The sequence below is a fragment of the Sodalis praecaptivus genome (assembly GCF_000517425.1).
Taxonomy (GTDB): domain Bacteria; phylum Pseudomonadota; class Gammaproteobacteria; order Enterobacterales; family Enterobacteriaceae; genus Sodalis_A; species Sodalis_A praecaptivus.
Map to the genome: position 1 here is coordinate 4,182,187 of NZ_CP006569.1, position 25,808 is coordinate 4,207,994.

Annotated in this window: 22 protein-coding genes, 1 other RNA gene and 1 pseudogene; 13 read left to right on the plus strand and 11 right to left on the minus strand. The window is 59.2% G+C overall.

The genetic code is table 11. The features are described from left to right. Positions 1-18: 18 nt before the first annotated feature. Both SANT_RS18655 and SANT_RS18660 read right to left on the minus strand, forming a co-directional pair. On the minus strand, positions 19-975 hold the full coding sequence (locus tag SANT_RS18655) for a DUF979 domain-containing protein (protein ID WP_025423758.1): 957 nt from the start codon (positions 973-975) through the stop codon (positions 19-21). Continuing rightward, positions 972-1,676 carry a DUF969 domain-containing protein gene (locus SANT_RS18660; RefSeq protein WP_025423759.1) on the minus strand — a complete coding sequence of 235 codons (705 nt, stop codon included), beginning with the start codon at positions 1,674-1,676 and terminating at the stop codon, positions 972-974. The genes SANT_RS18655 and SANT_RS18660 overlap by 4 nt, the downstream gene beginning before the upstream one ends. A gap of 948 nt (positions 1,677-2,624) precedes the next feature. Between SANT_RS18660 and SANT_RS18675 the strand changes: the two genes are divergently transcribed. The 5 genes and pseudogenes from SANT_RS18675 to SANT_RS18695 all read left to right on the plus strand — a co-directional run bounded on the left by SANT_RS18675 (position 2,625) and on the right by SANT_RS18695 (position 5,182). Beyond that, positions 2,625-3,296, plus strand: coding sequence for a DedA family protein (locus SANT_RS18675; RefSeq protein ID WP_025423762.1), 672 nt, complete (start codon positions 2,625-2,627; stop codon positions 3,294-3,296). 26 nt (positions 3,297-3,322) lie between these two features. Then, positions 3,323-3,682 carry an EnvZ/OmpR regulon moderator MzrA gene (gene mzrA / locus SANT_RS18680; RefSeq protein ID WP_038669873.1) on the plus strand — a complete coding sequence of 120 codons (360 nt, stop codon included), beginning with the start codon at positions 3,323-3,325 and terminating at the stop codon, positions 3,680-3,682. A gap of 428 nt (positions 3,683-4,110) precedes the next feature. Next, positions 4,111-4,416, plus strand: coding sequence for a DUF883 family protein (locus tag SANT_RS18685; protein WP_025423764.1), 306 nt, complete (start codon positions 4,111-4,113; stop codon positions 4,414-4,416). Positions 4,417-4,421: 5 nt separating this feature from the next. Further along, positions 4,422-4,805, plus strand: a pseudogene (locus SANT_RS18690) (phage holin family protein); the annotation flags it as partial. Between the two features lie 89 nt (positions 4,806-4,894). Next, positions 4,895-5,182 carry a YqjK-like family protein gene (locus SANT_RS18695; protein WP_025423766.1) on the plus strand — a complete coding sequence of 96 codons (288 nt, stop codon included), beginning with the start codon at positions 4,895-4,897 and terminating at the stop codon, positions 5,180-5,182. Positions 5,183-5,239: 57 nt separating this feature from the next. Here SANT_RS18695 and SANT_RS18700 read toward each other — a convergent pair whose 3' ends face one another. Then, positions 5,240-5,923 carry a type 1 glutamine amidotransferase domain-containing protein gene (locus SANT_RS18700; RefSeq protein WP_025423767.1) on the minus strand — a complete coding sequence of 228 codons (684 nt, stop codon included), beginning with the start codon at positions 5,921-5,923 and terminating at the stop codon, positions 5,240-5,242. A gap of 101 nt (positions 5,924-6,024) precedes the next feature. Beyond that, positions 6,025-6,624, minus strand: coding sequence for a TetR/AcrR family transcriptional regulator (locus SANT_RS18705; protein WP_200867254.1), 600 nt, complete (start codon positions 6,622-6,624; stop codon positions 6,025-6,027). A 231-nt stretch (positions 6,625-6,855) separates the two neighbouring features. On the opposite strand from SANT_RS18705, the gene SANT_RS18710 reads away from it, so the two are divergent. Further along, a complete protein-coding gene (locus tag SANT_RS18710; protein ID WP_025423769.1) occupies positions 6,856-7,251 on the plus strand; it encodes a DoxX family protein in 396 nt (131 codons plus the stop codon). A gap of 139 nt (positions 7,252-7,390) precedes the next feature. Beyond that, positions 7,391-8,389: a glutathione S-transferase family protein gene (locus SANT_RS18715; protein ID WP_025423770.1), complete on the plus strand. Its 999-nt coding sequence runs from the start codon at positions 7,391-7,393 to the stop codon at positions 8,387-8,389. A 30-nt stretch (positions 8,390-8,419) separates the two neighbouring features. On the opposite strand, the gene SANT_RS18720 is transcribed toward SANT_RS18715, so the two are convergent. After that, on the minus strand, positions 8,420-9,310 hold the full coding sequence (locus tag SANT_RS18720) for a LysR family transcriptional regulator (protein WP_025423771.1): 891 nt from the start codon (positions 9,308-9,310) through the stop codon (positions 8,420-8,422). 109 nt (positions 9,311-9,419) lie between these two features. On the opposite strand from SANT_RS18720, the gene SANT_RS18725 reads away from it, so the two are divergent. Then, on the plus strand, positions 9,420-10,136 hold the full coding sequence (locus SANT_RS18725) for a pirin family protein (RefSeq protein ID WP_025423772.1): 717 nt from the start codon (positions 9,420-9,422) through the stop codon (positions 10,134-10,136). 62 nt (positions 10,137-10,198) lie between these two features. On the opposite strand, the gene rnpB is transcribed toward SANT_RS18725, so the two are convergent. Both rnpB and rsmI read right to left on the minus strand, forming a co-directional pair. Further along, positions 10,199-10,577, minus strand: an RNA gene (gene rnpB / locus SANT_RS23090) — RNase P RNA component class A. 75 nt (positions 10,578-10,652) lie between these two features. Further along, positions 10,653-11,519, minus strand: a complete 867-nt coding sequence (rsmI, locus tag SANT_RS18730; RefSeq protein ID WP_025423773.1) for a 16S rRNA (cytidine(1402)-2'-O)-methyltransferase — start codon at positions 11,517-11,519, stop codon at positions 10,653-10,655. A gap of 63 nt (positions 11,520-11,582) precedes the next feature. Between rsmI and SANT_RS18735 the strand changes: the two genes are divergently transcribed. From SANT_RS18735 to dolP, 4 genes are read left to right on the plus strand one after another with little or no spacing between them, the layout of a single operon-like run. Further along, the gene (locus SANT_RS18735) at positions 11,583-13,718 is read left to right on the plus strand and encodes a penicillin-binding protein activator (RefSeq protein ID WP_025423774.1); all 2,136 of its coding nucleotides are present in this window, start codon (positions 11,583-11,585) and stop codon (positions 13,716-13,718) included. Next, a complete protein-coding gene (locus SANT_RS18740) occupies positions 13,676-14,068 on the plus strand; it encodes a YraN family protein (protein ID WP_025423775.1) in 393 nt (130 codons plus the stop codon). Before SANT_RS18735 ends, SANT_RS18740 begins: the two co-directional genes overlap by 43 nt. A 40-nt stretch (positions 14,069-14,108) precedes the next feature. Then, entirely contained in the window at positions 14,109-14,699 is a 591-nt protein-coding gene (gene diaA, locus SANT_RS18745; RefSeq protein WP_025423776.1) for a DnaA initiator-associating protein DiaA, read from the plus strand. Positions 14,700-14,708: 9 nt separating this feature from the next. Then, entirely contained in the window at positions 14,709-15,284 is a 576-nt protein-coding gene (gene dolP / locus SANT_RS18750) for a division/outer membrane stress-associated lipid-binding lipoprotein (protein ID WP_025423777.1), read from the plus strand. Positions 15,285-15,317: 33 nt separating this feature from the next. Here dolP and mtgA read toward each other — a convergent pair whose 3' ends face one another. The 4 genes from mtgA to SANT_RS18770 all read right to left on the minus strand — a co-directional run bounded on the left by mtgA (position 15,318) and on the right by SANT_RS18770 (position 20,649). After that, the gene (gene mtgA, locus SANT_RS18755) at positions 15,318-16,049 is read right to left on the minus strand and encodes a monofunctional biosynthetic peptidoglycan transglycosylase (protein ID WP_025423778.1); all 732 of its coding nucleotides are present in this window, start codon (positions 16,047-16,049) and stop codon (positions 15,318-15,320) included. After that, entirely contained in the window at positions 16,046-16,699 is a 654-nt protein-coding gene (elbB, locus tag SANT_RS18760) for an isoprenoid biosynthesis glyoxalase ElbB (protein WP_025423779.1), read from the minus strand. Before elbB ends, mtgA begins: the two co-directional genes overlap by 4 nt. A 231-nt stretch (positions 16,700-16,930) precedes the next feature. Then, positions 16,931-19,273, minus strand: a complete 2,343-nt coding sequence (arcB, locus tag SANT_RS18765; RefSeq protein ID WP_025423780.1) for an aerobic respiration two-component sensor histidine kinase ArcB — start codon at positions 19,271-19,273, stop codon at positions 16,931-16,933. A 434-nt stretch (positions 19,274-19,707) separates the two neighbouring features. Further along, the gene (locus tag SANT_RS18770) at positions 19,708-20,649 is read right to left on the minus strand and encodes a TIGR01212 family radical SAM protein (RefSeq protein WP_025423781.1); all 942 of its coding nucleotides are present in this window, start codon (positions 20,647-20,649) and stop codon (positions 19,708-19,710) included. A 692-nt stretch (positions 20,650-21,341) separates the two neighbouring features. Between SANT_RS18770 and gltB the strand changes: the two genes are divergently transcribed. After that, positions 21,342-25,802 (plus strand): glutamate synthase large subunit, encoded by a 4,461-nt coding sequence (gltB, locus tag SANT_RS18775; protein ID WP_025423782.1) that lies wholly within the window; start codon positions 21,342-21,344, stop codon positions 25,800-25,802. Positions 25,803-25,808 lie beyond the last annotated feature (6 nt).

Consider the following 25,808-nt stretch of genomic DNA (forward strand, 5'->3'; position numbering starts at 1 on the left):
CTTATTCTCGTCACCGAATCAAAAACGGAACACCAGTACCGACATTAATATAATATTGATAATTAATAATAAAATGGCGGTAGGAAATTGCACCTTGATGACCCCATGCTGGTCGGAAAGCTCCAGCAGTGCGGCGGGAACAATATTAAAATTGGCCGCCATAGGGGTCATTAGCGTACCGCAAAATCCCGCCAACATGCCGATGGCGGACATGATAGCCGGATTGCCGCCCATATGGCCGACGATAATGGGTAAACCGATGCCGGCGGTCATGATGGGAAATGCCGCAAAGGCGTTGCCCATAATAATGGTGAACAGCGCCATGCCGATGCAGTAGGCGGCGACCGCGACGATGGGCAGTCCAAGCGGGATGACATCGGTAATCAGCCCCGCCACCAGCTTACCCACCCCGGCCAGGGCGAAAATTCCCCCCAGCGCCGCCAGCATTTGCGGCAGGACGCTGGCCCAGCCGATGGCGTCCAGCAGCCGCCGGCCTTCGTTCATCGCGCTGGCGGGCGTCTCACGCAACATCATCAGCGCGACGAAGAACGCAACGATAATGCCCAGGCCCAGCGCGGCCAGGGTGGAGGAGCCGGCGGGGATCAGCAGCGCGCCGTTCCAGGTCAGGTTTTTAAAGACAAAGGTGCCGAGCAGTGTCACCAACGGGATCAGCAACGCCGGAATGAACAATCGGTTGCCAAAACGACTGGCGCGCACTTCCCGCTGTTCAACAGACGCCTCGGGTTGCTTGCTGCGGCCCAATCCACCCAGCCCCGCGAGCAGCACCATGACTATCACCAACAGACCATTGGCCAGCGCCGGCAAATAACTGCCGAAAATGAAAATAATCGCATTAATGCCCCAAAAGCCGGCGCTTTTCCAACGTTTTGGGTTAGAACTATCACGCAAGTTGATGATAGCCGTGGCGGCGAACATGATGCCCACCAGCAAATAAAGCGCATCCAGAATCGTCATCCTTTATACTCCCCTGCCGCCCGCGTTTTGTTCTGCGCGGCATAGCGCCGAATAAGCGCGCGCTGGTAAAATGCCACGCGGCAGCTATGAATGATAAACGCAAAAAAGGCGGTGGGAATGGCCCAGACGGCAAAATGCAGCGGTTCGATAATATAACCGTTTTGCTCCATAAATCCTTTCATCAATAAGATCGAGCCGATGGCGATAAATATGTCTTCGCCGAAAAATACGCCGATATTATCTACCGCCGCACAGTGCGCTCGGATTTTTTCACGCTCCGCCTGGGGTAAATCCCCCAACCGTTTACGCGCCGCTCCTTCGGCCATGGGGGCTATCAGTGGCCGCACCATTTGTGCATGGCCGCCGAGCGCGGTCAAGCCCAGCGCGGCGGTTAACTGCCGCATCAGCATATAGAGAATCAGAATGCGCGACAGCGATGCGGAGTGGATGCGCGTCACCAGGCGCTGCGCCTGCTCGCGCAGTCCGTTGCGCTCCAGCAGCCCGATGACCGGCAGCGCCAGCCAGATAAGCGCCATATACCGATTTTGCACATAGGCGGTACCAAAATCGCTTATCACCGCAGGCAAATCCAGACCGCTGGTCAGCCCGGTGATAAGGCCCGCAAGCGTTACCACCACCAGAGGATTGAAACGTAGCGCAAAGCCGAGAATAACGATAACGATGCCTATTAAAGGCCACATAATGATACCCCAAAAAATGGTGAGAATGGCTTTCACCCGAGTGATGAAGGCTTAAGGAATAGCCTTCCGCTGGCCAGCCCGAACAATGGGTAAACCCCTTTCTAAGCTATTTCCAAACAATTTGGAATACTTAATTACCGATCCTTTCTTAACAGAATAAAAAGTGCACACCTGCGCCGGCGCATAATTGGCCTGACGAGAAGCGAAGCGGGGAATTATCATCGCTGCGCGTAAGTGATTACCGCACGCGCGCAAGATAGCTACGACGTTAATTATCTGCTAAGCAAAGAAGCCTGCCGGCATAAATATCTTACCGCTGGTTTTTTATGCTGCTTTATTAGCGTATAGCGCGGCAAATTGCCTTTTTTTGCAGACTTCCCGGCCAGACCTTTTTGCCGGCTAACGCGATCTCTTCTGTTTGGCAACGCTCTTCGCCACCATCAACGCTGTCCCTGTCGCGCCGGTCGCCGCCTTAGACGCGTTTTCACGCCCGAGGGGGGCGCCGCCGCCGCTCGTCATTAAGGCTTGGCCGGCGCTATTTTGCAGCGCAAGGCGACGGCGGCGCGGGCGGATAAAGTCAGTAAGCGTGATTTTATGTCAGCCGATGTAAAACTGACGGCGCAGGGCCTATTTTTCCCCTTAAAAGCGCCCATCGCGGGGCATTTTCGGCTATATTTCACTGTCTCAATGGAGTTGGTTTTGTTACAGTATGGATGATTTTTTTACACTTTAGCCGGTTCGCCAGCCGCCGTTTCGCGCGCGGTTTTTCTCTCGCTTCAGACGCAGGGACGGGTTTCGCCGGCGCGGATAGAGCAGCGCTTGCCTTGCCGTTCGCGGTTGATAGGCGCGTAAGCGTGCGTTCCGAAGCCAACGCCGCGGGTTCGCTTCCTCTGTTCCGATTCGGCGGCGGGCAGTAGATGACATGCCGTCAATGGTTGAGAATACACAATGGATATCTTTAAGGAACTGTTGCACGCCCTCTGGCAACAGGATTTTGAAACGCTTTCCGATCCCAGCCTGGTTTGGACCATTTATTTGCTGGTGTTTGTCATCCTTTTTTTGGAGAACGGCCTACTGCCCGCCGCCTTTTTACCCGGCGACAGTTTATTGATATTAATCGGCGTGCTGATTGCAAAAGGGACGCTGAATTTTCCTCTCGTGCTGCTGCTTCTGACCGTCGCCGCCAGTTTGGGCAGTTGGATTAGTTACATACAGGGGAAATGGCTGGAAAATAACCGGCTGGTGAAGAGCTGGCTGGCGCATCTGCCGGCGCACTATCATCAGCGGGCCTACCGGATGTTCCATCGCCATGGGCTTTCGGCTTTGCTTATCGGCCGGTTCGTCGCGTTTGTGCGAACGCTGCTGCCGACTATCGCCGGTTTGTCCGGCCTAGGCAGTTCGCGTTTTCATTTTTTTAATTGGATCAGCGCCTTTCTATGGGTGTTTATCTTAACGCTCGTCGGGTTCATCCTCGGGAAAACGCCGGTGTTTCAGCGCTATGAAGAGGAATTGATGCTGTGCCTGATGCTGCTGCCGCTGGCGCTGTTGACTATCGGGCTGGTGAGTTCGCTGGTGGTCATCTGGCGCCGTAAACGGCTTACCGATTCGGATAAAGAATGATGAAAGTGTCAGGTTGTTTTGGCCTTATGAAACGCTCCCGCCTCGGTTTGCTGGCGGTGGCGGTGCTGGTGTCGCTGACGCTGTTATTGCCGACGCTGTGCCGCGACGACAGCACGCTGCAAATCACCGTTGCCCGCGAACGCGGTTCGCTGCCGGACGGTTTTTTTCTCTATCAGTTGCTTGAGGATCGCGGTATCCGCGTGAAAAGCATTACCCCCGCCAAGGACAGTATGATTATTCATCTGGACACCCCGGAACAAGCGCAGGCGGCGCAATTGGTGTTGCAAAGTCACCTGCCCGAGGGCTATGCGATTCTAAAAAGCCGCCGCTACAGCGCCTGGCAGTGGCTATACCGTCCTGCCGCCGATGAGGAGCGTCTGGGTTAACCCCGCCGCTTCGGCGTGCCGTCCTTGCCAAGCAGGCGCGCTCGCCAACCCTCTGCCCACTGCCGCCGTCGGGCGGCCTGGTCTTTAGCCGGATTAACCCTAAGAAATTGTTACCACTTTTTTGCGGTTTAGCGGATCCGGGGCTACGCTTACCTTAAGCGCTAAACATCAGAAGCCCTTCTGGCTTTTAGCATGACGACCCGGATTCAACGCACCCGGTGCAATGACCTCTCACCCCGCGGTACGCCGCTACAGGCCGCGCTTCATGCCTGGCTCATGACGCCGGGAGGTTTCATCGGCGCTATCAGCGCCGGCGGGCAACACGGCTCAGGGCGTAGCAGGGTTAAAAATAATTAATGGTTGGTCGGGTGGACGCGGGCTTTTTTTCACCCCCTCCCCCGATGCCAAAACCTTGAAGGAGTCTAACCATGGTCAAAGATGCCACTTCTGAACATTTACGTGCGGAATTGAAATCACTGGCGGATACGCTGGAAGAAGTGCTGCGTGGTTCCGCGCAGAAGCCCAAAGCCGAGTTTGAAAAACTGCGTACTAAAGCGGAGAGCGCGCTCAAGGATACGCGCAGCCGTCTTGGCGATGGCGGCGAGCGCTTGGCGGAGCAAACCCGCGTGGTGGCCAGTAAGGCAGATGAATACGTACACGAATATCCTTGGGCGGGCATTGGCGTTGGCGCCGTGGTCGGCTTTATCCTCGGTGCACTTATTACACGGCGCTAATCATTATGATCGAACAGCAAAACCAGGGCCCTGGTAATGGCTTATTCAATATCGCCCAGCGAATCCTTACTATTGTCGTCGGTATGGTAGAGACCCGCCTGCGCCTGGCCGTAGTGGAGCTGGAGGAGGAAAAATCCAATATCATCCAGATGCTGATGATGGCCGGTATCACGCTGCTGTTTGCCGCGTTTGGTCTGATGAGTCTGCTGGTACTGGTGGTCCTGGCCATCGATCCGCAATACCGCCTGACGGCGATCGCCACCACGACCGGCATATTGCTGCTGCTGGCGATTGTCGGCGCGGTGGTGACCTTAGCGAAAGCGCGGAAATCCTCGTTACTTGGCGCCACGCGCGAGGAGTTGCAGGTGGATCGTAACATTCTTGAAAAGCTTCAGGATGAAATTAAAAACGAAGAAGCCGAACGCAAGCACGAGGAAGCGGTAAAAAGTAAGCAGCGCGACAGGATTGCGGAGGCAAAATGAGCGAACTCAAGCCGAAACACGCCAAAAAGCGGCTGCTGCTGCACCAAATCCAGCAACAGCGCCAGGCGCTGGGCGTGCAAAGCCGCCGGTGGCAGCTCGCCACCGCCCCTTGGGATCGGCGCTGGTTGCGTCTGCTAAGTTTCCGCCGCTATCTGATTGCGGGCACCAGTCTATTGGCGCTATACAACGTTCGTCACCCCAGCCGACTGATGCGCTGGGCGAAACGAGGCATTGGCATTTTGGGCGCGGTCAAAATGGTGCGTAAGGCGCTGGAAACCCGCTAGCCTTCGCCCGTATCGAGGGGCGCGTATAATCAACACCGCCCGGCAATCAATGGCGGGTTAACCCGCCTTTAATTGCTCAAGCAGCCGTGCCGCCGTCGCCGCGGACGACGCGGGATTCTGGCCGGTTATAAGCAGTCCGTCGCTGACGACGTAAGGCGCCCAATCTTCCACCTTGGTATAATGGCCGCCCAAAGCCCTCAGCTCATCTTCGACCAGAAACGGCACGACCTCAGTCAATTCGACGCCGGCTTCCTCAGAATTGCTAAAGCCCGTGACATGCTTACCCTCCACTAGCGGCCTCCCCGCCGGGGTCTTAACGTGACGCAGCGCGCCCGGCGCGTGGCAAACTAAAGCTATTGGCTTGCCGGCGGCCAGAAAGGCGGCAATCAGCGCGATAGAATGCCTGTCTTCGGCCAAGTCCCACAGCGGACCATGGCCCCCTGGGTAAAACACCGTGTCGTAATCGGCCTGCGCTACGCTGTCCAGGCGCACGGTAGCGGACAATTGCGCCATCGCCCCGGCATCGGCCTCGAAACGGCGGGTCTTTCCGGTCTGGAAAGCCGGCTCGTTGCTTTTGGGATCGAGCGGCGGCTGGCCGCCGTTAGGCGAGGCCAACACGATCTCGGCGCCGGCATCCTTGAAGGCGTAATACGGCGCGGCCAATTCTTCCAGCCAGAAGCCGGTTTTACGGCCGGTATCACCGAGCCGATCGTGCGAAGTCAGGACCATTAATATTTTCATTCTCACTCCAGGTTGCGTAAACGTTGCTATTAGACCGGTCGTCTCGAAACGAAAGATATAAAAGCACTCCGGTGGAAGTGCGTTTATCTGTTTCCCTCCGATCAGAGGGTCAGATGCAAAATATGACGCGTGGTTGCCATGGCCGTGACAAAGGGCTGAGTATCACGGGCTATCTTGACCATGACGCTGGCGCCTAGCCACAATTGGTAGAGGCTTTGCGCAACTTCCGCAGGCGAACCCTCAATGGTTAGCGACCCATCCGCAACGCCGTCTTTAATGGCGCGCGTCAGTCGACGGGTGATGCCAGAGGTCCCGCGCGCCAGCGCCAGCCGCATCGCCTCGGACAGATCGGCTACCTCCGCGCCCAACTTGACCGCCAGACACTTGCCCTGGCAATCGTGAAAAGACTGCGTGTCCTGCCAGTTCTGCCAATACGCCATCAGACGCTGCGCCATGTTCTGGTCGGGTGCGCTCAGCGTGGCGTCAAGATAAGCGAGATAGTCCGCGAAATAACGCTCCAGCAGCGCTTCGCCAAACGCCTCTTTTGAACCGAAGTAGTGGTAAAACGACCCCTTCGGCACGCGGGCAGCAGCCAGAATTTCATTAAGCCCTACAGCGGAAAAACCCTTGCCGGCCATGATCCGCTGACCGTGCGCCAGAATGCTGTCCCGAACGGGATGGGTTTCGGTGTTTGTCGCCATGTTCATACTTTGAAGGTAGCATCGATTGGACCGGTCGTCTAGAACCATTTTTATCGCCCCCCGTTATTCAATTTTTCTGATCAATCCTGACAGTTTTACTCGCTATCACCGGTCAGAGCTGCGCATTACACTGCCTGCATCCGGTGTCCTCCCGCCGACTCATCCGCGGGGCGCATCCTATAGAAGCCTTAGCCGTGCATTGCGCCGGCAGACACAAACCAAGAGAGAATCATGAAAAAATTAGATGATAGCGCCTTGCTGGTGGCACGTGTATTGATGCCTATACTGTTTATTGTGGCCGGTTACGGCAAACTGGGCGCCGGTTATGCCGGTACCCAACAATACATGGCGGCGATGGGCGTGCCGGGCTTTTTATTGCCGTTGACCATTTTGCTTGAAGTCGGCGGCGGTCTGGCGGTGCTGTTCGGCTTACTGACCCGCAGCGTAGCGCTTATCACCGTGGTATTTACGCTGTTGACGGCGTTTATTTTCCATGCGGATTTTACCCAGGCGGGTAACCAGATCAATTTTATGAAAAATCTGACCATCGCCGGCGGTTATCTGCTGCTGGCGGTGAGCGGCCCTGGCGCCTTCAGCATTGATCGTCTGCTGGCTAAAAAAGGGTAACCGCGGCACCCTCCTAACCCGCCGGCCCAAGCGGGTCAAGGGGGTAAGCGGATAAAAAAACCGACCTCCCGCTCTTTCCGCTGACGGCGGGCTCGGGGCGTCGAAAAGCGAACGGCATGATGTTGAGAGGAGTGTGGACATGGGCTTACTCGTCGAGGGGCAGTGGCAGGACAAATGGTACGATACCGCCGCCAGCGGCGGACGGTTTCAGCGCTCGGCGTCGGTATTCCGCAATTGGATAACGCCCGACGGCAGCGCCGGTCCTGAAGGGCGCGGCGGCTTTCGCGCCGAAGCCGGCCGCTACCATCTTTATGTGTCATTGGCGTGCCCATGGGCGCACCGCACCCTGCTGATGCGTCAGTTGAAAGGGTTAACCCAGTTAATCCCCGTCTCGGTGGTCCACCCGCTAATGCTCGAGAACGGCTGGACCTTCAGCCAGGATTTTCCCGGCGCTACCGGCGATCCCCTGTTCAACAAAGCGTTTCTTTATCAACTCTATTTACAGGCGGATCCCGGCTATAGCGGCCGCGTTACGGTACCGGTGCTGTGGGATAAGCAGCAGCAGACCATTGTCAGCAATGAATCGGCGGATATCCTGCGGATGTTCAATAGCGCGTTCGACGGCGCCGGCGCGCTGGCCGGCGACTATTACCCCCCTGACCTGCGCGCCGCCATTGATGAAATCAACGGCTGGGTATACCCGCAGGTCAATAATGGCGTCTACAAAGCCGGCTTCGCGACCCGTCAGGAGGCCTACGATGAGGCGGCGGAGGAGGTTTTTGCTGCCCTGGCGCGATTAGAGGAGATCCTCGGCCGACATCGCTATCTGACCGGCCCCCGCCTGACCGAAGCGGATTTACGGCTGTGGACCACGCTTATCCGCTTCGATGCGGTGTACCACACCCACTTCAAATGCGATCGTCAGCGCCTGAGCGACTATTTGAACTTGTCGGGGTTTTTGCGCGATATTTATCAGCTGCCGGGCATTGCCGAAACGGTGGATTTCGCCCATATTCGCCACCATTATTTCCGCAGTCATCCGACCCTCAATCCGCACGGTATTATTTCTATCGGGCCGCAGTTCGATCTCGGCGAACCCCACGGCCGCGCAGCGCGTTTCGGCACCCGCGAGGCGTGAGCGTCGACCGCCGGACGGCGACGGCGGGCGCTAGCTAAACAGTTTGGGAATTTCGCGCAGGAACCAAGATTTGGCTTCGCCCATGCTGTCGCGGCGCCAGGCCATGATGATATCGCTGCCGGCGCTGTACTCCGGGCTAACCACCCGCAGCCGCCCGGCGGCGATATCCGCCTCCACCAGCGGGTAGGGCATCGTCGCCACCCCCAGCCCGGCGAGCAACGCCTTATGTTTATCCGCCATCGTGCTCACCGTTAGGCGCTGCTGTTTATCCAGCAGTTGCACCGTCAACACCGGCCGTTCGCGGGCGGTATCGGCGATGGCGATCCCGCGATATTTGACGCGGGTGACTTCGGACAGCGGTTCGGGCTCCTGGTGGATCGGATGATCGGGGCTGGCGACATAAACATTGAGCAAGCGGTAAAGTTTGCGGCTGTTGATTTCCGAGGACGCGCGGAAATGCAAATCCGGCGCGATGACGATATCGGCCCGCCCTTGTTCCAGACGCTCCCAGGCGCCGGCCAGCACTTCACTAATGATGGAAACTTGGGTGTTGGCTTTGCGCGCCAGTTTGTCTATCAGCGGAAACAGTTTCTCAGCGGGGACCAGCGCTTCGGTCACCAGCGTCAGGTGGGTTTCCCAGCCGCGCGCCAGCGCCTCCGCGTCGGTGGTAAGCTTATCCGCCGCTTCCAGTAACACCCGCCCGCGCTCCAGCAACATACGGCCGACATTGGTGAATTTGGTGCGATGGCCGGAGCGGTCGAACAAGACCACATCCAGCTCCTCCTCCAATTTCTGCATAGTGTAGCTTAGCGCCGAAGGCACCCGCCCCAATTCATCCGCCGCGGCGGCAAAGCTGCCGCGCCTATCGATCGCATCCATTACCCGCAGGGCTTCCAGCGTCAATGCCCGGTCTTTAGCCATCGGATCTTCTCATTCAGGATTTTTGAATATGGCGTCCAGATTAACTTGCTAACAATCCGCCGTCCAGCCGCTTACACTTTATCCAGACCCCGTGGAAACAGATTACGCCATGATTACTTGCAGAACAGCCCAACAATGCGGCCAGGCGGACTTCGGATGGTTGCAGGCACGCTATACCTTTTCTTTCGGCCACTATTTCGATCCGGCTTTCTTGCACTACGCTTCGCTGCGGGCGCTGAACCAGGAAGTGCTGGCGGTCGGCGCCGCCTTCCAGCCGCGGACCTATCCCCCCGTCGATGTGTTGAATCTCGTCTTGCGGGGCGAAGCCGAATACCGCGATAGCAACGGTCATGCCGTCCGCGTGGCCGCCGGCGACGCGTTGATGCTGGGTGCCCAGCCCGGCGTTAGCTATAGCGAGCATAATATCGGCGCGCAACCGCTGACCCGCATGCAACTGTGGCTCGATGCCTGCCCCACGCGGGAAAATCCCGCCGTGCAAACGCTTACGCTGCCCGTAGCCCCCCACGTCCTGCTGGCCTCGCCACAGGGGGAACAGGGGAGCCTGCGGCTGCGCCAGCAGGCGTGGGTGCATCGGGTGACGCTGGCGGCGGGTGAGAGCCTGACGCTACCGCTAAACGGCCGACGCGCTTATGTGCAATCGGTGTATGGCCAGGTGGAGATTGGCGGTATGCAGGGCGCGCGCGGGCAGCTTTCCTGCGGCGACGGCGCGTTTGTGCATGATGAGCAGCCCCTGACATTGCGAGCCACTGCGCCGTTGCAGGCGCTGTTGATTGATTTGGCCGGCGACGACCGACCGGCGCCCTAAGCCCGCGGACGCCAACGGCAAAAAAAAAACCCGCGCCAGGGTGAGGCGCGGGGTTAACGCAAGAGTGGAGTTGACCGTTAAGCCGGGTTCTGTCGTGGACAGTCATTCATCTAGGCCAGCGCTCGCGCGCTGGCTCAAGCAGCCTACCCGGGTTCAGTACGGGCCGTACCATGTGAACCCCTATTTGGCCTTGCTCCGGGTGGAGTTTACCGTGCCGCGAACTGTTACCAGCCGCGCGGTGCGCTCTTACCGCACCCTTTCACCCTTACCTGTTCCCGCCTGCGCGGGCCATCGGCGGTTTGCTCTCTGTTGCACTTGTCGTGGGTTTGCACCCCCCAGGCGTTACCTGGCACCCTGCCCTATGGAGCCCGGACTTTCCTCCCCTCCTCCTGTTTCCCCTTGCGGGGACGACGGCGAAGCGGCGACTGTCTGGTCAACTCCGGGGCGCAGTATAGGCACTTTCCCGACGCTTGTCATCCGCGATATGCGTTCCAGGCATGACGCCGGCGCGCCGCGTTATGCTTTTTGCTGCCGATCGAGGGCGTAGCGGTACAGCGCATTCTTTTTCACGCCGTGGATCTCCGCCGCCAGCGCCGCGGCTTTTTTCAGCGGCAATTCGGCCAGCAACAGCGCTAACGTGCGCAGCGCCTCCGGCGGCAGCGCATCGTCCGGCGCACGATAGCCTTCGACGATGAGCACCATTTCGCCGCGGCGGCGCATGTCATCCTCCCGCACCCAGGCCAATAGCTCCCCGACGGGCGCGCCGTGAAGGGATTCCCAGGTTTTGGTCAGCTCCCGCGCCAGCACTACGTAGCGCAGCGGCCCCCAGGCGGTGGCCATATCCTCCAGGCTCTCCAGCAACCGGTGGGTGGACTCGTAAAAAATCAGCGTGCGCGGCTCCTGTGCCAGCCCCTGTAGGGAATCGAGGCGCGCTTTGCGCTTCGCCGGCAGAAAGCCTTCATAACAGAAACGATCGGAAGGCAGTCCGGCGGCGGACAGGGCGGTAATCGCCGCACAGGCGCCCGGCAGCGGCACGACGCGAATGCCGGCCTCGCGGCAGCGGCGCACCAGATGATATCCCGGGTCGTTGATAAGCGGCGTGCCGGCGTCAGAGACCAGCGCTATACTTTGTCCGTCTTGCAGTTTCGCCAATAAAACGTCCGCCTTTTGCTGTTCATTATGGTCATGCAACGCGAACAGCCGCGCATTTATGGCAAAATGTTGTAACAATAGACCGGTATGACGGGTATCCTCAGCGGCAATAAGATCAACGCCCTGTAGGACAGACAGCGCCCGCCGGGTGATGTCCTCCAGATTACCAATGGGAGTCGGTACCACATACAGCGTTGCTGCGGAAATATCCGCTTGTTGGTGTTGATTCATTGTTTCATCCGGATTGCCGATTTAATATTGAGCATCTTGAAAAAAAACATCACTGGATACAGTATGCTTTCCTCTTATGTATTGGGTTTTAAAACAGGACGTCTGCTTCCTGTCTTGCTGGCCTCGTTGATACTGGCCGCGTGTACCGCCCAGGGTCCGGAAAGCCAGACCGGCCGCGCGTCCATTCCGGCCAACGCCAATGCCGACTATTATTTGCAGCAGATGCAGCAAAGCCGCAATGATACCAAGACCGACTACCAATTACTCGCCATTCGCGCGTTGATTAAAGAAGGCCGCCTGCCGCTGGCGCAGCAGCAGCTCGCCGCGCTGCCGCCCCAGCTTGATGCGGCGCGCCAGCGCGAACGCCTGCTGCTGAGCGCGGAATTTGCGCTGGCCTCGCGTCAGCCGCAAAGCGCCGCCGCCGCCCTACGGCAAATCGACAGCGACTCCCTCGACCCGCAGCAGCGCCTGCGCTACACCCAGGCGATGATCGATGCCGGTCAGAGCCAACCTTCGCTGGATCTGGTACGGGCCTATATTGCTCAGGCGCCGCTGCTGACCGACCCGGCCGCCCGTCAGCAAAATATCGATAAAACCTGGCAAACGCTGGTGTCGCTCCCGTCCCAGCAGGGCAATCTGGTGATCAACGCCAATGAGAACGTGCTGCAGGGCTGGCTGGATCTGTTGCGGGTCTATCAGGACAACCGTCAGGATCCTACCCTGCTGCAAGCGGCAATAAAAGACTGGCAGACCCGCTATCCGCAAAACCCGGCGGCGAAAACCCTGCCCACCCCCCTGGGCCAGGTGCAAAACTATTCATCGTCATCGGTGGGGGGCATTGCTTTGCTGCTGCCGCTGAACGGTCAGGCGCAGGTATTTTCCAACGCGATTCAGCAGGGGTTTACGGCGGCGAAAAACGGTCTGACCGCACAACCCAGCGCCCCGGTTCAGGACCCTAACGCCGCCGGGCAGACCGCCGATGGCGCCAACCTTAACGACGGCGCGGCGGGCACGCCGCCCGACGGCGGTAGCGCAAATCAGAACGGACCGGTAACCGCTCCCGGGACAACGCCTGCACCGGCCGCGTCGGAAGACGGCGGGCAGAATCCCGCCTCCGGCGCCGTACCGCGGGCGACAACCCTCGACGGGCGAGACGCCGAAGCGCCGGCCCCCGCCGCTGCTTCTACCGCCAGCAGCGTGCAGGTGAAGGTCTATGATACCTCCAGCCAGCCGCTGCCGGCGCTCCTGGCCCAGGCGCAGCGGGACGGCGCCAGTATGATAATCGGTCCGCTTTTGAAAAACGACGTGGAGCAGTTGTACAACGATAACGCCGGCGCCGTGGCCGCCGGCACGCTGAATGTCCTGGCGCTCAATCAGCCGGAACATCTGCAATCGCGGCCCAATATTTGCTATTTTGCCCTGTCTCCGGAAGATGAAGCGCGCGACGCGGCCAACCATATTCACCAGCAGGGCCGACAGCAGCCGCTGTTGCTGCTGCCGCGCGGCGCGCTGGGGGACAGAGTGGCGAAGGCGTTTTCCGACGCCTGGCGCCAGGCCGGCGGCGCCACGGTGCTGGAACAGCGCTTTGGCTCCTCCGCCGAGCTGAAACAAAGTATCAACAGCGGCGCCGGCATCCCGCTGACCGGCACGCCGGTAGCCGGTGGAGAAGCGCCGGCCAACGCGGCGGTGACCATCGCGGGCCTTACCATCCCCGCACCGCAGGATAACGGCGCGGTGTCGACGTCCGCCAATGCCAACGGCGGTATCGACGCGGTCTATATTATCGCCACCCCCGACGAGCTGGCGCTGATTAAACCGATGATCGACATGCGCGTCAGCTCCCGCGCCCGGCTGGCGCTGTATGCCAGTTCGCGCAGCTATCAGGCCGATGCCGGTCCCGATTACCGCCTGGAAATGGAGGGGCTTGAGTTCAGCGATATCCCGCTGCTGACCGGCGACAACCCGGCGCTGCTGTCGCAGATAAGCGCCCAGTTCCGCGGTGATTATTCGCTGGTGCGGCTGTATGCCATGGGCATGGACGCCTGGACGCTGGCCAATCACTTCAGCGAAATGCGCCAGCTTCCGGGCTTTCAGGTCGCGGGCGAAACCGGCACGCTATCGGCAACGCCGGATTGCGTGATCAACAGGACGTTGTCATGGCTGAAATACCAGCGGGGCCAACTCATAGCGGCGCGGTAAGCGGCCGCTCACGCGGGGCGCAGGCGGAGCGGTTCGCGCGCCGCCGCCTAGAGCAGGCCGGTCTGCGCTTTGTCGCCGCCAATATGCAGGTGCGCGGCGGCGAGATTGACTTGATTATGCGCGAGGGGATGACCTGGGTGTTCGTCGAGGTCCGCTACCGTCGCAGCGACACTTTTGGCACCGCCGCCGAAAGCGTGACGGCCCGCAAGCGCCGCCGTTTACTGCGGGCGGCGCAGGTCTGGCTGGCGCAGCGCGGCGCCAGTTTTGACACTTCCGCCTGTCGCTTCGACATTATCGCCATTACCGGAAGCCGGGTAGAATGGCTGAAAGACGCCTTTGGCGCACCGTAATGACGCCCCATTCATTTTTTGACTTATCAGGTTGTTAAACGTGCTGGAAAGAATAAAAGGCTGTTTTACCGAAAGTATCCAAACCCAGATAGCGGCAGCGGAAGCGCTGCCCGACGCCATAGCCCATGCCGCCAATGTACTGGCGCAGGCGCTGCTCGACGATAAAAAAATCTTATGCTGCGGCAACGGCACCTCCGCCGCCAACGCGCAACACTTCGCCGCCTGTATGCTGAATCGTTTTGAAGCCGAGCGCCCCAGCCTGCCGGCAATGGCGTTGAATGCCGATACCGTGGTGTTGACCGCCATCGCCAACGATCGCCAGCATGACGAGATCTACGCCAAGCAGGTGCGCGCGCTCGGGCAGGTCGGTGATATCCTGCTGGCGATTTCCACCCGCGGCAACAGCCGTGATATCGTGAAAGCCGTCGAGGCGGCGGTCACCCGGGACATGAAAATTATCGCCCTGACGGGCTACGACGGCGGCGAATTGGCTGGCCTGCTCGGTCAACAGGACGTTGAAATCCGCATCCCGTCCCATCGCAGCGCGCGGATTCAAGAGATGCATATGCTCACCGTGAACTGTCTATGTGATTTGATAGATAATAAGCTGTTTCCCCACCTGGACGATTAAGGAGCCCAGATGAAGGTTCATACGCCATTAATACTGCTGTGTACCGCCCTGATGCTGCAAGGATGCGTCGGCGCGGTGGTGGTTGGTACCGCCGCGGTTGCCACCAAAACCGCCACCGATCCCCGCACCGTCGGCACCCAAGTCGATGACGGCACGCTTGAAGCCCGGGTCGCCAATGCGCTGGCCAAAGATCAGCAACTGAAGAAAGAGGCGCGCATTGTCAATACGGCCTATCAGGGCAAAGTTCTGCTAACCGGCCAGGCGCCGACCCCCGAACTGGCCGAACGCGCCAAGCAGATTGCGATGGGCGTCGACGGCGCCACCGAGGTGTATAATGAAATCCGTCAGGGGCAACCGGTGTCGCTCGGACGCGCGTCAATGGATACCTGGATCACCACCAAGATCCGTTCGCAGCTGCTGGCCAGCGACGCGGTCAAGTCCTCCAACGTCAAAGTGACCACGGAGAACGGCGAAGTCTTCCTGCTGGGGCTGGTGACCAACGCCGAAGGCAAGGCCGCGGCCGAAGTCGCCAGTAAAGTGAACGGCGTGAAACATGTCACGACCGCCTTCACCTACTTGCAGTAATCGCGGTTTAGGCCGACCGCTGTTAACCGCGGCTTAACGCAGGCCCGCCTGCGCCAGATAAGCATCACCGCCCATTTGCCGCATCTGACGCAGGATCCAGCGCTGCCGTTGGCGAACATAGCCGCTGGGAGCGTCGGCGCGTAAACTTAACGGGTTGGGTAATACCGCCGCCAGCAGCGCCGCCTCCTCGGCGGTCAGCCGGCTGGCGGGTTTAGAAAAATAGCGCTGTGCCGCCGCCTCCACGCCAAATATGCCCTCGCCAAATTCCGCAATATTCAAATACACGGTCAAAATGCGCCGCTTGGTCCACACCCCCTCTATCCCGAGCGTCAGGCCGGTTTCCAGTCCTTTACGCAGCCAGCTGCGCCCCTCCCACAGCAGCAGATTCTTCGCCGTCTGCTGCGATAGGGTGGACGCGCCGCGAATATGCCGGCTGCGCGCATTGTGATTAAGCGCATCGCGGATAGCGGTGATATCGAACCCCCAATGGCGGGAAAACTTTTGGTCCTCGGCCGCCATTACCGCCAACGCCATCGGCGGGGCAATAGCCCGCATCGGCACCCAGCGCGAGTGGGCGACATAGCGGAAATCCCCTCTTAGCCAGTGGTCTATCTGCCGCTCCGCCATGACGGCGGTGAAAGGCACCGGCACAAAAGCGAACAACACTATCGCCAGCAGCCACAGCGCCACCAGGGCCAGACAGCCTCTTAATAGCCAGCGCCATACGCGCCGCAGCACGGAGCGATCGCCCGCGCGCCCCCTCATGGAATAAATTCCAGCACGCGCGCCACCAGTTTGTCGATACCCTTGGCCACCTCGGCAATCGAGGTCTCTTGCATATAGGCCGGCGTGGTGATGATGTTGTTATCGCCGTCGATAACGATGTCATCCACCGGGCAGGTAACATGGATCGCGCCCATGTCGTCGACCATCTCGGCGGCATCGACATCGGTGCCCAGCGTTAACCGTAGCGGGACCGCCAGAATTTTGGGCAATAGCGCCGGCGCGATGCAGATAAACCCTAATGGCTTGCGCTTTTCGTGCATCGCCTGCACCAGGCGCGCCAGTTCGGCATCGACTTCACAATCAGCGCCCGTTTGCGCCAAATTGCTGAGGTTTTTTGCCACACCGAAGCCGCCGGGAACGATCAGCGCATCGAGTTCATCGGCGCTGGCCGCCGATAGCGGCTGGATATGCCCGCGCGCGATCCGCGCCGCTTCCACCAGCACATTGCGCCGTTCGTCGCACGGCTCGCCGCTAAGATGATTTATCACCTGCAACTGCGGTTTATCGGGCGCAAAACAGAGCGCGCCGGCCCCCGCGCGGTCGATGGCCAAAAGCGTAAGCACCGCTTCATGAATTTCACTGCCGTCATTGACGCCGCAGCCGCTCAACACGACACCGATCCGTTTCATTGGCTAGATTCCTTCTGTCTGGTAGGTGAACTTGTTATTTCCATTGACAAAATCTGTATTACATCCCAAATTTTAATGGATCTTGTAACATTATTCTGTTGTTTTGCTATGGTTTATCCATGAATACGGGTGACGTCTTTTCCCCGTCCCCTACCCCCGCTGAGCTTTCTCGGCGGTAAACAGTTTCCCTGGTGTTGGCGCAATCTTCGCGCACCCCGGCATAAGTCGGGGTCATTTTTTTTCTGCCTGCTGAACCCAATCACGCAACGTTTGCACATCGTGGCGCCATTCGTGCTTCAACTCGTCGATCCACTCCTGGACGTTATCCCACCAGGCCGGCAGCTCAGGGCTTTGGATCTGCTGCGCCAACTGCTGCAAATGACGTAGCCCTACCGACCCCGCCGCGCCCTTGATTTTGTGCCCCTCTTCCGCGATGCCCTGCCGATCGCGGGCGGTCATGTTGGAATCCAGGATCGCCAAATAGCCAGGCATCATTTTTTCAAACATCGCCAGGCTTTGCGTAATCAGTGACGGCCCCACCAGTTCCAGATATTGTTCCAGCATGGCGGTGTCCAATACCTGGCGGTTTTTATCCACCGCCGCCGGCTCTGCTGGCGCCACAACGGCGGCGCTATCGGCATGATCCCAAAACGTCTTTATCACCTGGGTAAGCGCCGCGACCTCTAGCGGCTTGCTGAGTACATCGTCCATGCCGGCCGCCTGGTACTCTTTTTTGTCCTTCAAGACGTTGGCGGTCAGCGCGATGAGCGGCGGCATATGCCGCCCCTGGTAGCGGCTCTTCAACTGGCTGGCGATATCCAGACCGGTCATATCCGGCAGTTGTATATCCAATAGCACCAGGTCGAACTCATCGGGATCGAACATTGCCAGCGCGTCCTTGCCGGTCATCGCGACCTCCACGCTGCTGCCGAGCTTCTCCAGTACGGAGCGGGCCACCAAGACGTTCAGCTCGATGTCCTCCACCAGCAGGACATTTAGCGCCGGCAGCGGCATCGCCTCTTCATCCTCAACCTGCTCTTGCACCTGCGCCACTTCCGGCGCCACGATGGAAAGCGTAAAGCAAGAGCCTTGGCCGGGTTGGCTCTTAACGGTGATATCGCCGCCCATCGCCTGCGCCAGCCGTTTGGAGACCGCCAGGCCAATCCCGGTGCCGGTCGCCGGCTTGCCGCCGTGCTGCCCTTTCACCTGGTAGTACATAGCGAAAATCTTCTCTTGCTCCTCTTCGGGAATGCCGATACCGGAGTCCTGCACGTCAAAGCATAAACGGTCCTGCTGTTCACGCCAGATGCGGATCACGATCTCACCCTGTCGGGTGAATTTCACCGCGTTGCCGATGAGGTTCCACAGAATTTGCCGCAGGCGGGTGCCGTCGGCGATGATAGCGCGCGGTAGCGGCTGCTGCGGCGCCATCACCAGCTTCAGCCCTTTCGGCTGCACCAGCAGGCCGGAAAGGTTTTCTAAATCCATCAAGAAATCGGTGAAATCCAGCGGCTGATTGTCCAACCGTACCTTGCGGCGCTCCAGCTTATCCATTTCGATAATATCGTTGAAGATATAGCCTAAGGTAACCGCGCTGACATGGATGGTTTTCAGGTAGTTATGCTGCTCTTGCGTCAGTTGGGTATCCAGCAAAATCCGGCTCAAACCCACGATGCCGTTAAGCGGCGTACGCAGCTCATGGCTGATGGTGGAAATAAAAGTGGTTTTCTCCCGGCTGGCGCTTTCCAGCGCGTCCTGATAGCGCTTACGCTCGGTAATATCGCGACCAAAGCCCATGAGGCCGTGGCGCTTGCCGATACGATCGTAAAACGGGACTTTGCGCAACTCAAAGCAGGCTTTACGACCGTCGGGATATTCCAGCCATTGTTCATAGGTGAGTGAAACGTTATGGCGGAAGACCTTTTCATCGGTTTCGATCACCTTTTCCGCGATCTCGGGGGAATACACCTCGCGCGGAGTAAGCCCCACCAACTGTTTCTCACTTTTACCGGTGAGCAGCTCGGTGGCGCGGTTACAGCCGGAAAACTCTTTGTTCTCATTACGGTAGTACACCAGGTCGGGCGATGCATCGAGGAAGGAGCGCAAGAGCGAGGACTGCTGCTCAAGCTCTACCTGCGCCTGTTCACGCCGCGCCATTTCCTCGGTCAGTTTCTCCATCGCCCCGCGCCGCGCCTCTTCGGCCTTTTCGCGGTCTGCCATCTCCTGGTTGAGCTGAGCGATGTTGTTTTGCAGTTGGGCGTTGAGCTGTAAATCGCGATTGCGCATTTCCTCAAGCTTATCCACCAGCCGCGACAGGCGCTGGCGTGATGCCTCAAGCTGCTCCACCACCACCGACAAAAAGTAAACCGCCCACGGAGTGATTAACAGACCGAAGAAAATGGAGCGCACGACGTCGATACTCTCCACTTCGCCCCTCAGCACCATCGTGACGGCCATTTGGACGATCATCGCCAGAACCACCAGCGCCGAGGCCAGCAGCAAGGAGAAGCGTACCAAGCCGAGTTTCACCATCAGGTCGACATAATATTGAGCCAGCAGGCGAATTTGCTTCATGGAAGATTCCTTTAAGGGCAATAGATGAATCATACCGTAAATAATTCCTACTGAACCAGTCCGGGTGCGTCACCCTCGCCGGCGATGTTGAAAACGCGAGTGGGATCAAAATGGTGGCAAGGGGGGCGGTCTCGGCGCATGCGCCGTCTCCCGTTCAGCCCTGGCGTCGATCTGTGGTGTGATGCCGGTATGGCGCGCGCGGCGGTGCCGGTATGGCGCAGCCTTAGCCCGCGCGACGGTGCCGCTTGCCACGCGGCATAGGTCCGCGCCGCGGTGCCCGTTATGACGCGGCTTTGGCCCACGCTGCGACCTCAGTATGGCACGCTCTCGGCGCGCGCAGCGGCGTCAAAGCGCGGTGGCGGAGGGCGGTGCCTAATCGGCAATGTCGCCGCGCGCGTGGGCTGGCCGGCAAATGCGCATAAAAGAGTAAGCGGTCACAAACTCTGTTCGGCGACGGGGAGCCGCCAAGGTGTGCCGATGGCGCTGCCCTGCGGTCCTTGTTCCTGTAGATAGTGATACACGGCCAGCATGCCGTCCCAACGATTTGCGCACCATTGTGGCGCAAGCAGTAGGGAACGATGGGCATTGGCGGATACGCGATGAAAGAGAATGTCAGGGGGGGTATGGCGAATCATTTCGCCGGCGATGGCGGCATAGGCCGCCAGCGTCAGCGTCGTCAACCTGCCCGCCCGCCAGGCGCGGGCCAATACGCTGCCGTCAACAATATGCAGCGGATGCAATTTTAGACCCGCCACGCCCCCAGCTACGACTTTGCTGAGGGTGTCGAGGCACGCCGTCGCGTCCTCGCCGGGCAAACCAATAATAAGGTGAGTGCACACTTTCAGTCCCCGCTCCCGCGCCAGGGCAACGGTGCGCTGGTAACAGGCAAAATCATGGCCGCGGTTGATGCGCCGTAGGGTTTTATCCTGCGCGCTCTGTAAACCCAACTCCAGCCAGATTTCATAGCCCTTATCCCGATACCCGGCCAGCAGATCCAGCACCGACAGCGGCACGCAATCGGGTCGTGTGCCGACACATAAGCCGGCGATATTCCCTTGGCTAAGCGCTTGTTGATACAGGCTGTCCAAAACCCGCACTTCTGCATAAGTACTGGTATAGGCCTGGAAGTAGGCGAGATAGCGTTTGGCGCGATCCACCCCCGCGGCCTGGCCGGCCAGCTGTTCGGCGATAGGAGAATATTGCCGCTGCGGATCGCTGAACGCCGCGACATTGCAGAAGGTGCAGCCTCCCCGTCCCCGCGTACCGTCGCGATTGGGGCAGCTAAAACCGCCGTGTAGGCTGAGTTTATGGATCTTCTCGCCGTAGCGGCGCTGGAGATCGTTGCCAAACATATTGACTAATTTCTGTAACTGCATAGGCTATGGATCCGGTGTTTCCGTCGCCCTGAAGCTTACGCTTTTCCCCGCCCTCAAATGCTGACCGCGATCAAATGCCCTGACCGTCCTGTTTCAATGGCATAAATATGCATTATAATCGAGAATTGAAGCACTTTCCTGTGGATTAATAATTCTTATTCCGCCCCTGTGATTCATTCAAATGCGCACTAATCCTGAAAAACAGTGGCATCCGTCGCAGAAAATGGCGTTGACAGAATAACGTGCTACCAAAGCGCCCCGCACTAGCATGGTGCAGAGATGGCGGCGCTGCACTACAGTGAGACAGCGCAATACCCAGGCCCCTCGCCGACGCCTCATTAACGGGGTAAAAATCACACTTTATTATTATCTTTCAAATAGTTAATCCATAAATTTCCCTTATCACCGTCCTTTACATGGATATTTGACCTGCGTGGTGAATATCGTTAATTTGGAAGGCCGCTGGAAGAAATCCTGACGGGGCAACGACTCGTCATATTTATGCAGTTATTGAAGACTCCTTCTTAATACTAGTCGTTTATCAGTGTCAGACCGCCACGAGAGGTATTGAGTGAGAGCGGGACAGCAGATCGCAGAGAGGGTTTCATCCTGCCATCCGCTGCCGTTCCATACCGATTCGCCTCCTCGCAGCAGGTTGTGTGAGTTAGCAGGAGCCTGGGGAGGTTCACGATATGTTGTACGATTCTACGCACGAGAAGGACAACTGCGGCTTCGGCCTGATTGCCCATATAGAGGGCGAGCCCAGCCATAAAGTCGTGCGCACCGCCATTCATGCGCTGGCCCGTATGCAGCATCGTGGCGCGATCCTGGCCGACGGCAAGACCGGCGACGGCTGCGGTCTGCTGTTGCAAAAACCCGATCGCTTCTATCGTATGGTGGCGCAGGAGCGCGGCTGGCGGCTGGCGAAAAACTACGCCGTCGGCATGATGTTCCTGAGCCAGGATGAAGAGGAAGCCCGCGCCAGCCGCCGCATCGTCGAAGAAGAGATGCAAAACGAGACGCTGTCCATCGCCGGCTGGCGTGACGTCCCCATCAACGCCGACGTATTGGGCGATATTGCGCTGTCTTCACTGCCGCGTATCGAACAAATTTTCGTTAACGCCCCCGCCGGCTGGCGCCCGCGCGATATAGAGCGCCGCCTGTATGTGGCGCGCCGCCGTATTGAAAAGCGCGTCACCGACGACAGTTTCTACGTCTGTAGCCTGTCCAATTTGGTGACCGTGTATAAAGGCCTCTGCATGCCGGCGGACCTGCCGCGCTTTTATCTCGACCTGGCGGATTTGCGGCTGGAATCGGCCATCTGCCTGTTCCATCAGCGCTTTTCAACCAACACCGTGCCGCGCTGGCCGCTGGCCCAGCCATTCCGCTACTTGGCCCATAACGGTGAAATCAATACTATTACCGGTAACCGACAGTGGGCGCGCGCGCGCGCTTACAAGCTGAAAACACCGCTGATCCCCGATTTGCAAGATGCCGCGCCGTTCGTCAATGAAACCGGCTCGGACTCCAGTTCGCTGGATAATATGCTGGAGCTGTTTTTAAGCGGCGGGATGGATCTCATCCGCGCCATGCGCCTGTTGGTGCCGCCCGCCTGGCAGAACAACCCGAATATGGATCCCGAGCTGCGCGCCTTCTTCGACTTTAACTCGATGCATATGGAGCCCTGGGACGGCCCGGCCGGTCTGGTCATGTCCGATGGCCGCTTCGCCGCCTGTAACCTGGATCGTAACGGCCTGCGCCCGGCGCGCTACGTCATTACCACCGATAAGCTCATCACCTGCGCCTCCGAGATCGGCATATGGGACTACCAGCCCGACGAAGTCGTGGAAAAAGGCCGCGTCGGCCCCGGCGAACTGATGGTAATAGACACCACCAGCGGGCGCATTCTGCACTCGGCGGAAACCGATAACGATCTCAAAAGCCGCCATCCCTATAAAGAGTGGATGGAGCGCAACGTGCGCCGCCTCACGCCGTTTGAGGATCTGCCGGACGATCAGGTTGGGTTCCGCGCGCTGGATAATGATTTGCTCAGCAGCTATCAAAAACAGTTCGGTTATACTTTTGAAGAGCTGGACGCCATCGTGCGCGTGCTGGGGGAAAACGGCCAAGAAGCCACCGGGTCGATGGGCGACGATACGCCGTTCGCCGTGCTTTCCAGCCGGCCGCGGGTGATTTATGACTATTTCCGCCAGCAGTTCGCCCAGGTGACCAACCCGCCTATCGACTCGTTGCGCGAGGCCCACGTGATGTCGCTGGCCACCTGTATCGGCCGCGAAATGAACGTGTTTAGCGAAGCGGAAGGTCAAGCGTACCGTTTGGCGTTCAAATCGCCCATCTTACTCTATTCCGACTTTACCCAGCTCACGACGCAGGCGGGAGATCACTATCGCGCCAACAAGCTGGATATCACCTTTGAGCCGACGCAGGCGAGCCTGCACGACACGCTCTTAGGCTTGTGCGATCGGGCGGAAGACATGGTGCGCCAGGGCACGGTGCTGCTGGTGCTGACCGACCGCGCCATCGCGCCGGGCCGCATACCGGTGCCGGCGCCGATGGCGGTGGGCGCCATCCATACCCGCCTGGTGGAAAAGAACCTGCGCTGCGACGCCAACTTGATTGTTGAAACCGCCAGCGCCCGCGATCCGCACCACTTTGCGGTGCTGCTGGGCTTCGGCGCCACCGCTATCTATCCGTTCCTGGCCTATGAAAGTCTGGCCGGGATGGTGGATAACGGCACCATCGAGAAAGATTATCGTACGGTGATGCTGAACTTCCGCAATGGCATCAACAAAGGGCTGTACAAGATCATGTCCAAAATGGGCATTTCGACCGTCGCCTCGTACCGCTGCTCGAAGCTGTTTGAAGCGGTAGGTCTGCATCGCGATCTGACCGATCTGTGCTTCCAGGGCGTGGTCAGCCGCATCGGCGGCGCCAGCTTTAGCGATTTCGAGCTGGATTTACTGAACCTGTCGAAACGGGCCTGGCTGAAACGCAAAGCCCTCGATCAGGGCGGGCTATTGAAATACGTCCACGGCGGCGAATATCACGCCTACAATCCTGATGTGGTGCGCACCCTGCAACAGGCGGTACGGAGCGGCGATAGGCAGGATTATCGTCAGTATGCCGATCTGGTCAACCAGCGGCCGGTCGCGACGCTGCGGGATTTGCTGCAACTGAAGCCCAACGGCCAAGCGGTCGCATTGGATCAGGTGGAGCCGGCCGAAACGCTATTTAAACGGTTCGACACCGCCGCGATGTCCATCGGCGCGCTCAGCCCGGAGGCCCACGAGTCGCTGGCCCAGGCCATGAACGGGCTGGGCGGTTTCTCCAACTCCGGCGAGGGGGGTGAAGATCCCGCCCGTTACCGCACCGATAAAGTCTCGCGCATCAAACAGGTGGCGTCCGGGCGCTTCGGGGTCACGCCGGCCTATCTGGTCAATGCCGACGTCATCCAGATTAAGGTGGCACAGGGCGCCAAGCCCGGAGAGGGCGGTCAGTTGCCTGGCGACAAGGTCACGCCGTATATCGCGCGCCTGCGCTATTCGGTACCCGGCGTCACGTTGATTTCGCCGCCGCCGCATCATGATATCTACTCGATAGAAGACCTGGCGCAGCTGATTTTCGATCTCAAGCAGGTAAACGCCAAGGCGCTGATTTCGGTCAAGCTGGTGTCCGAGCCGGGCGTCGGCACCATCGCCACCGGCGTGGCCAAAGCCTATGCGGATTTGATAACCATTGCCGGTTATGACGGCGGCACCGGCGCCAGCCCGCTGTCCTCGGTGAAATACGCCGGCTCGCCCTGGGAATTGGGCCTGGTGGAAACCCAGCAGGCGCTGGTGGCCAACGGGCTGCGCCATAAAATCCGCCTGCAGGTGGACGGCGGGCTCAAAACCGGCCAGGACATCATTAAGGCGGCGATCCTCGGCGCCGAAAGCTTTGGCTTCGGGACCGGCCCGATGGTGGCGCTCGGCTGCAAATATCTGCGCATCTGCCACCTTAACAACTGCGCCACCGGCGTCGCCACCCAGGACGAAAAACTGCGCCGCGATCATTACCACGGCCTGCCGGAACGCGTGACGAATTATTTTCACTTTATCGCGCAGGAAACGCGCGAAATCATGGCGGAGCTGGGCGTGACCCGCCTGGTGGATTTAATAGGGCGCACCGATCTGCTTTGCGAGCTTGACGGGATAACCGCCCGGCAGAATAAGCTGGATCTCGCGCCGCTGCTCGCCACCGCGCAGCCCCATCCGGGCAAAGCGCTGTATTGCACCGAGGAGCGCAATCCGCCGTTTGACCCGGGGGCAATGAATAAAACCCTACTGCAGCAGGCGATGCCGTATGTGGACGCGCGCCAAAGCAAGACGTTCTACTTCGATATTCACAACACCGATCGTTCGGTGGGCGCATCGCTGTCGGGCGCCATCGCCGACGTTCACGGCGATCAGGGCCTGTCCGCGGATCCGATTAAAGCCCACTTTACCGGCACCGCCGGCCAAAGTTTCGGCGTCTGGAACGCCGGCGGCGTGGAGCTGACACTGACGGGGGATGCTAATGATTATGTCGGTAAAGGGATGGCGGGCGGCAGCATCGTGGTGCGTCCGCCGGTCGGTTCGGCGTTTTTGAGCCATGAAGCCACCATTATCGGCAACACCTGCCTGTATGGCGCTACCGGCGGCAAGCTGTTTGCCGCCGGGCGGGCCGGCGAACGTTTCGCGGTGCGTAACTCCGGCGCCATCACGGTGGTGGAAGGCGTGGGCGATAACGGCTGCGAATACATGACCGGCGGCATTGTTTGCGTGCTCGGCCGTACCGGCGTCAACTTCGGCGCAGGGATGACCGGCGGCTTCGCCTATGTCCTCGACGAGCATGGCGACTTTGCCAAGCGCGTGAATCCAGAGCTGGTGGAAGTCCTGGCCGTGGCGGATTTGGCCATTCACGAAGAGCATCTGCGCGGGCTGATAACCGAACACGTTCATCTGACCGGCTCCCACCGCGGCGAGGAGCTGCTGGCCGATTGGCCGGCCTGGGCGGGTCGCTTCGCGCTGGTGAAGCCAAAATCGAGCGATGTGAAAGCGTTATTGGGCCACCGCAGCCGCTCCGCGGCAGAATTGCGCGTGCAAGCGCAGTAAGAGGTT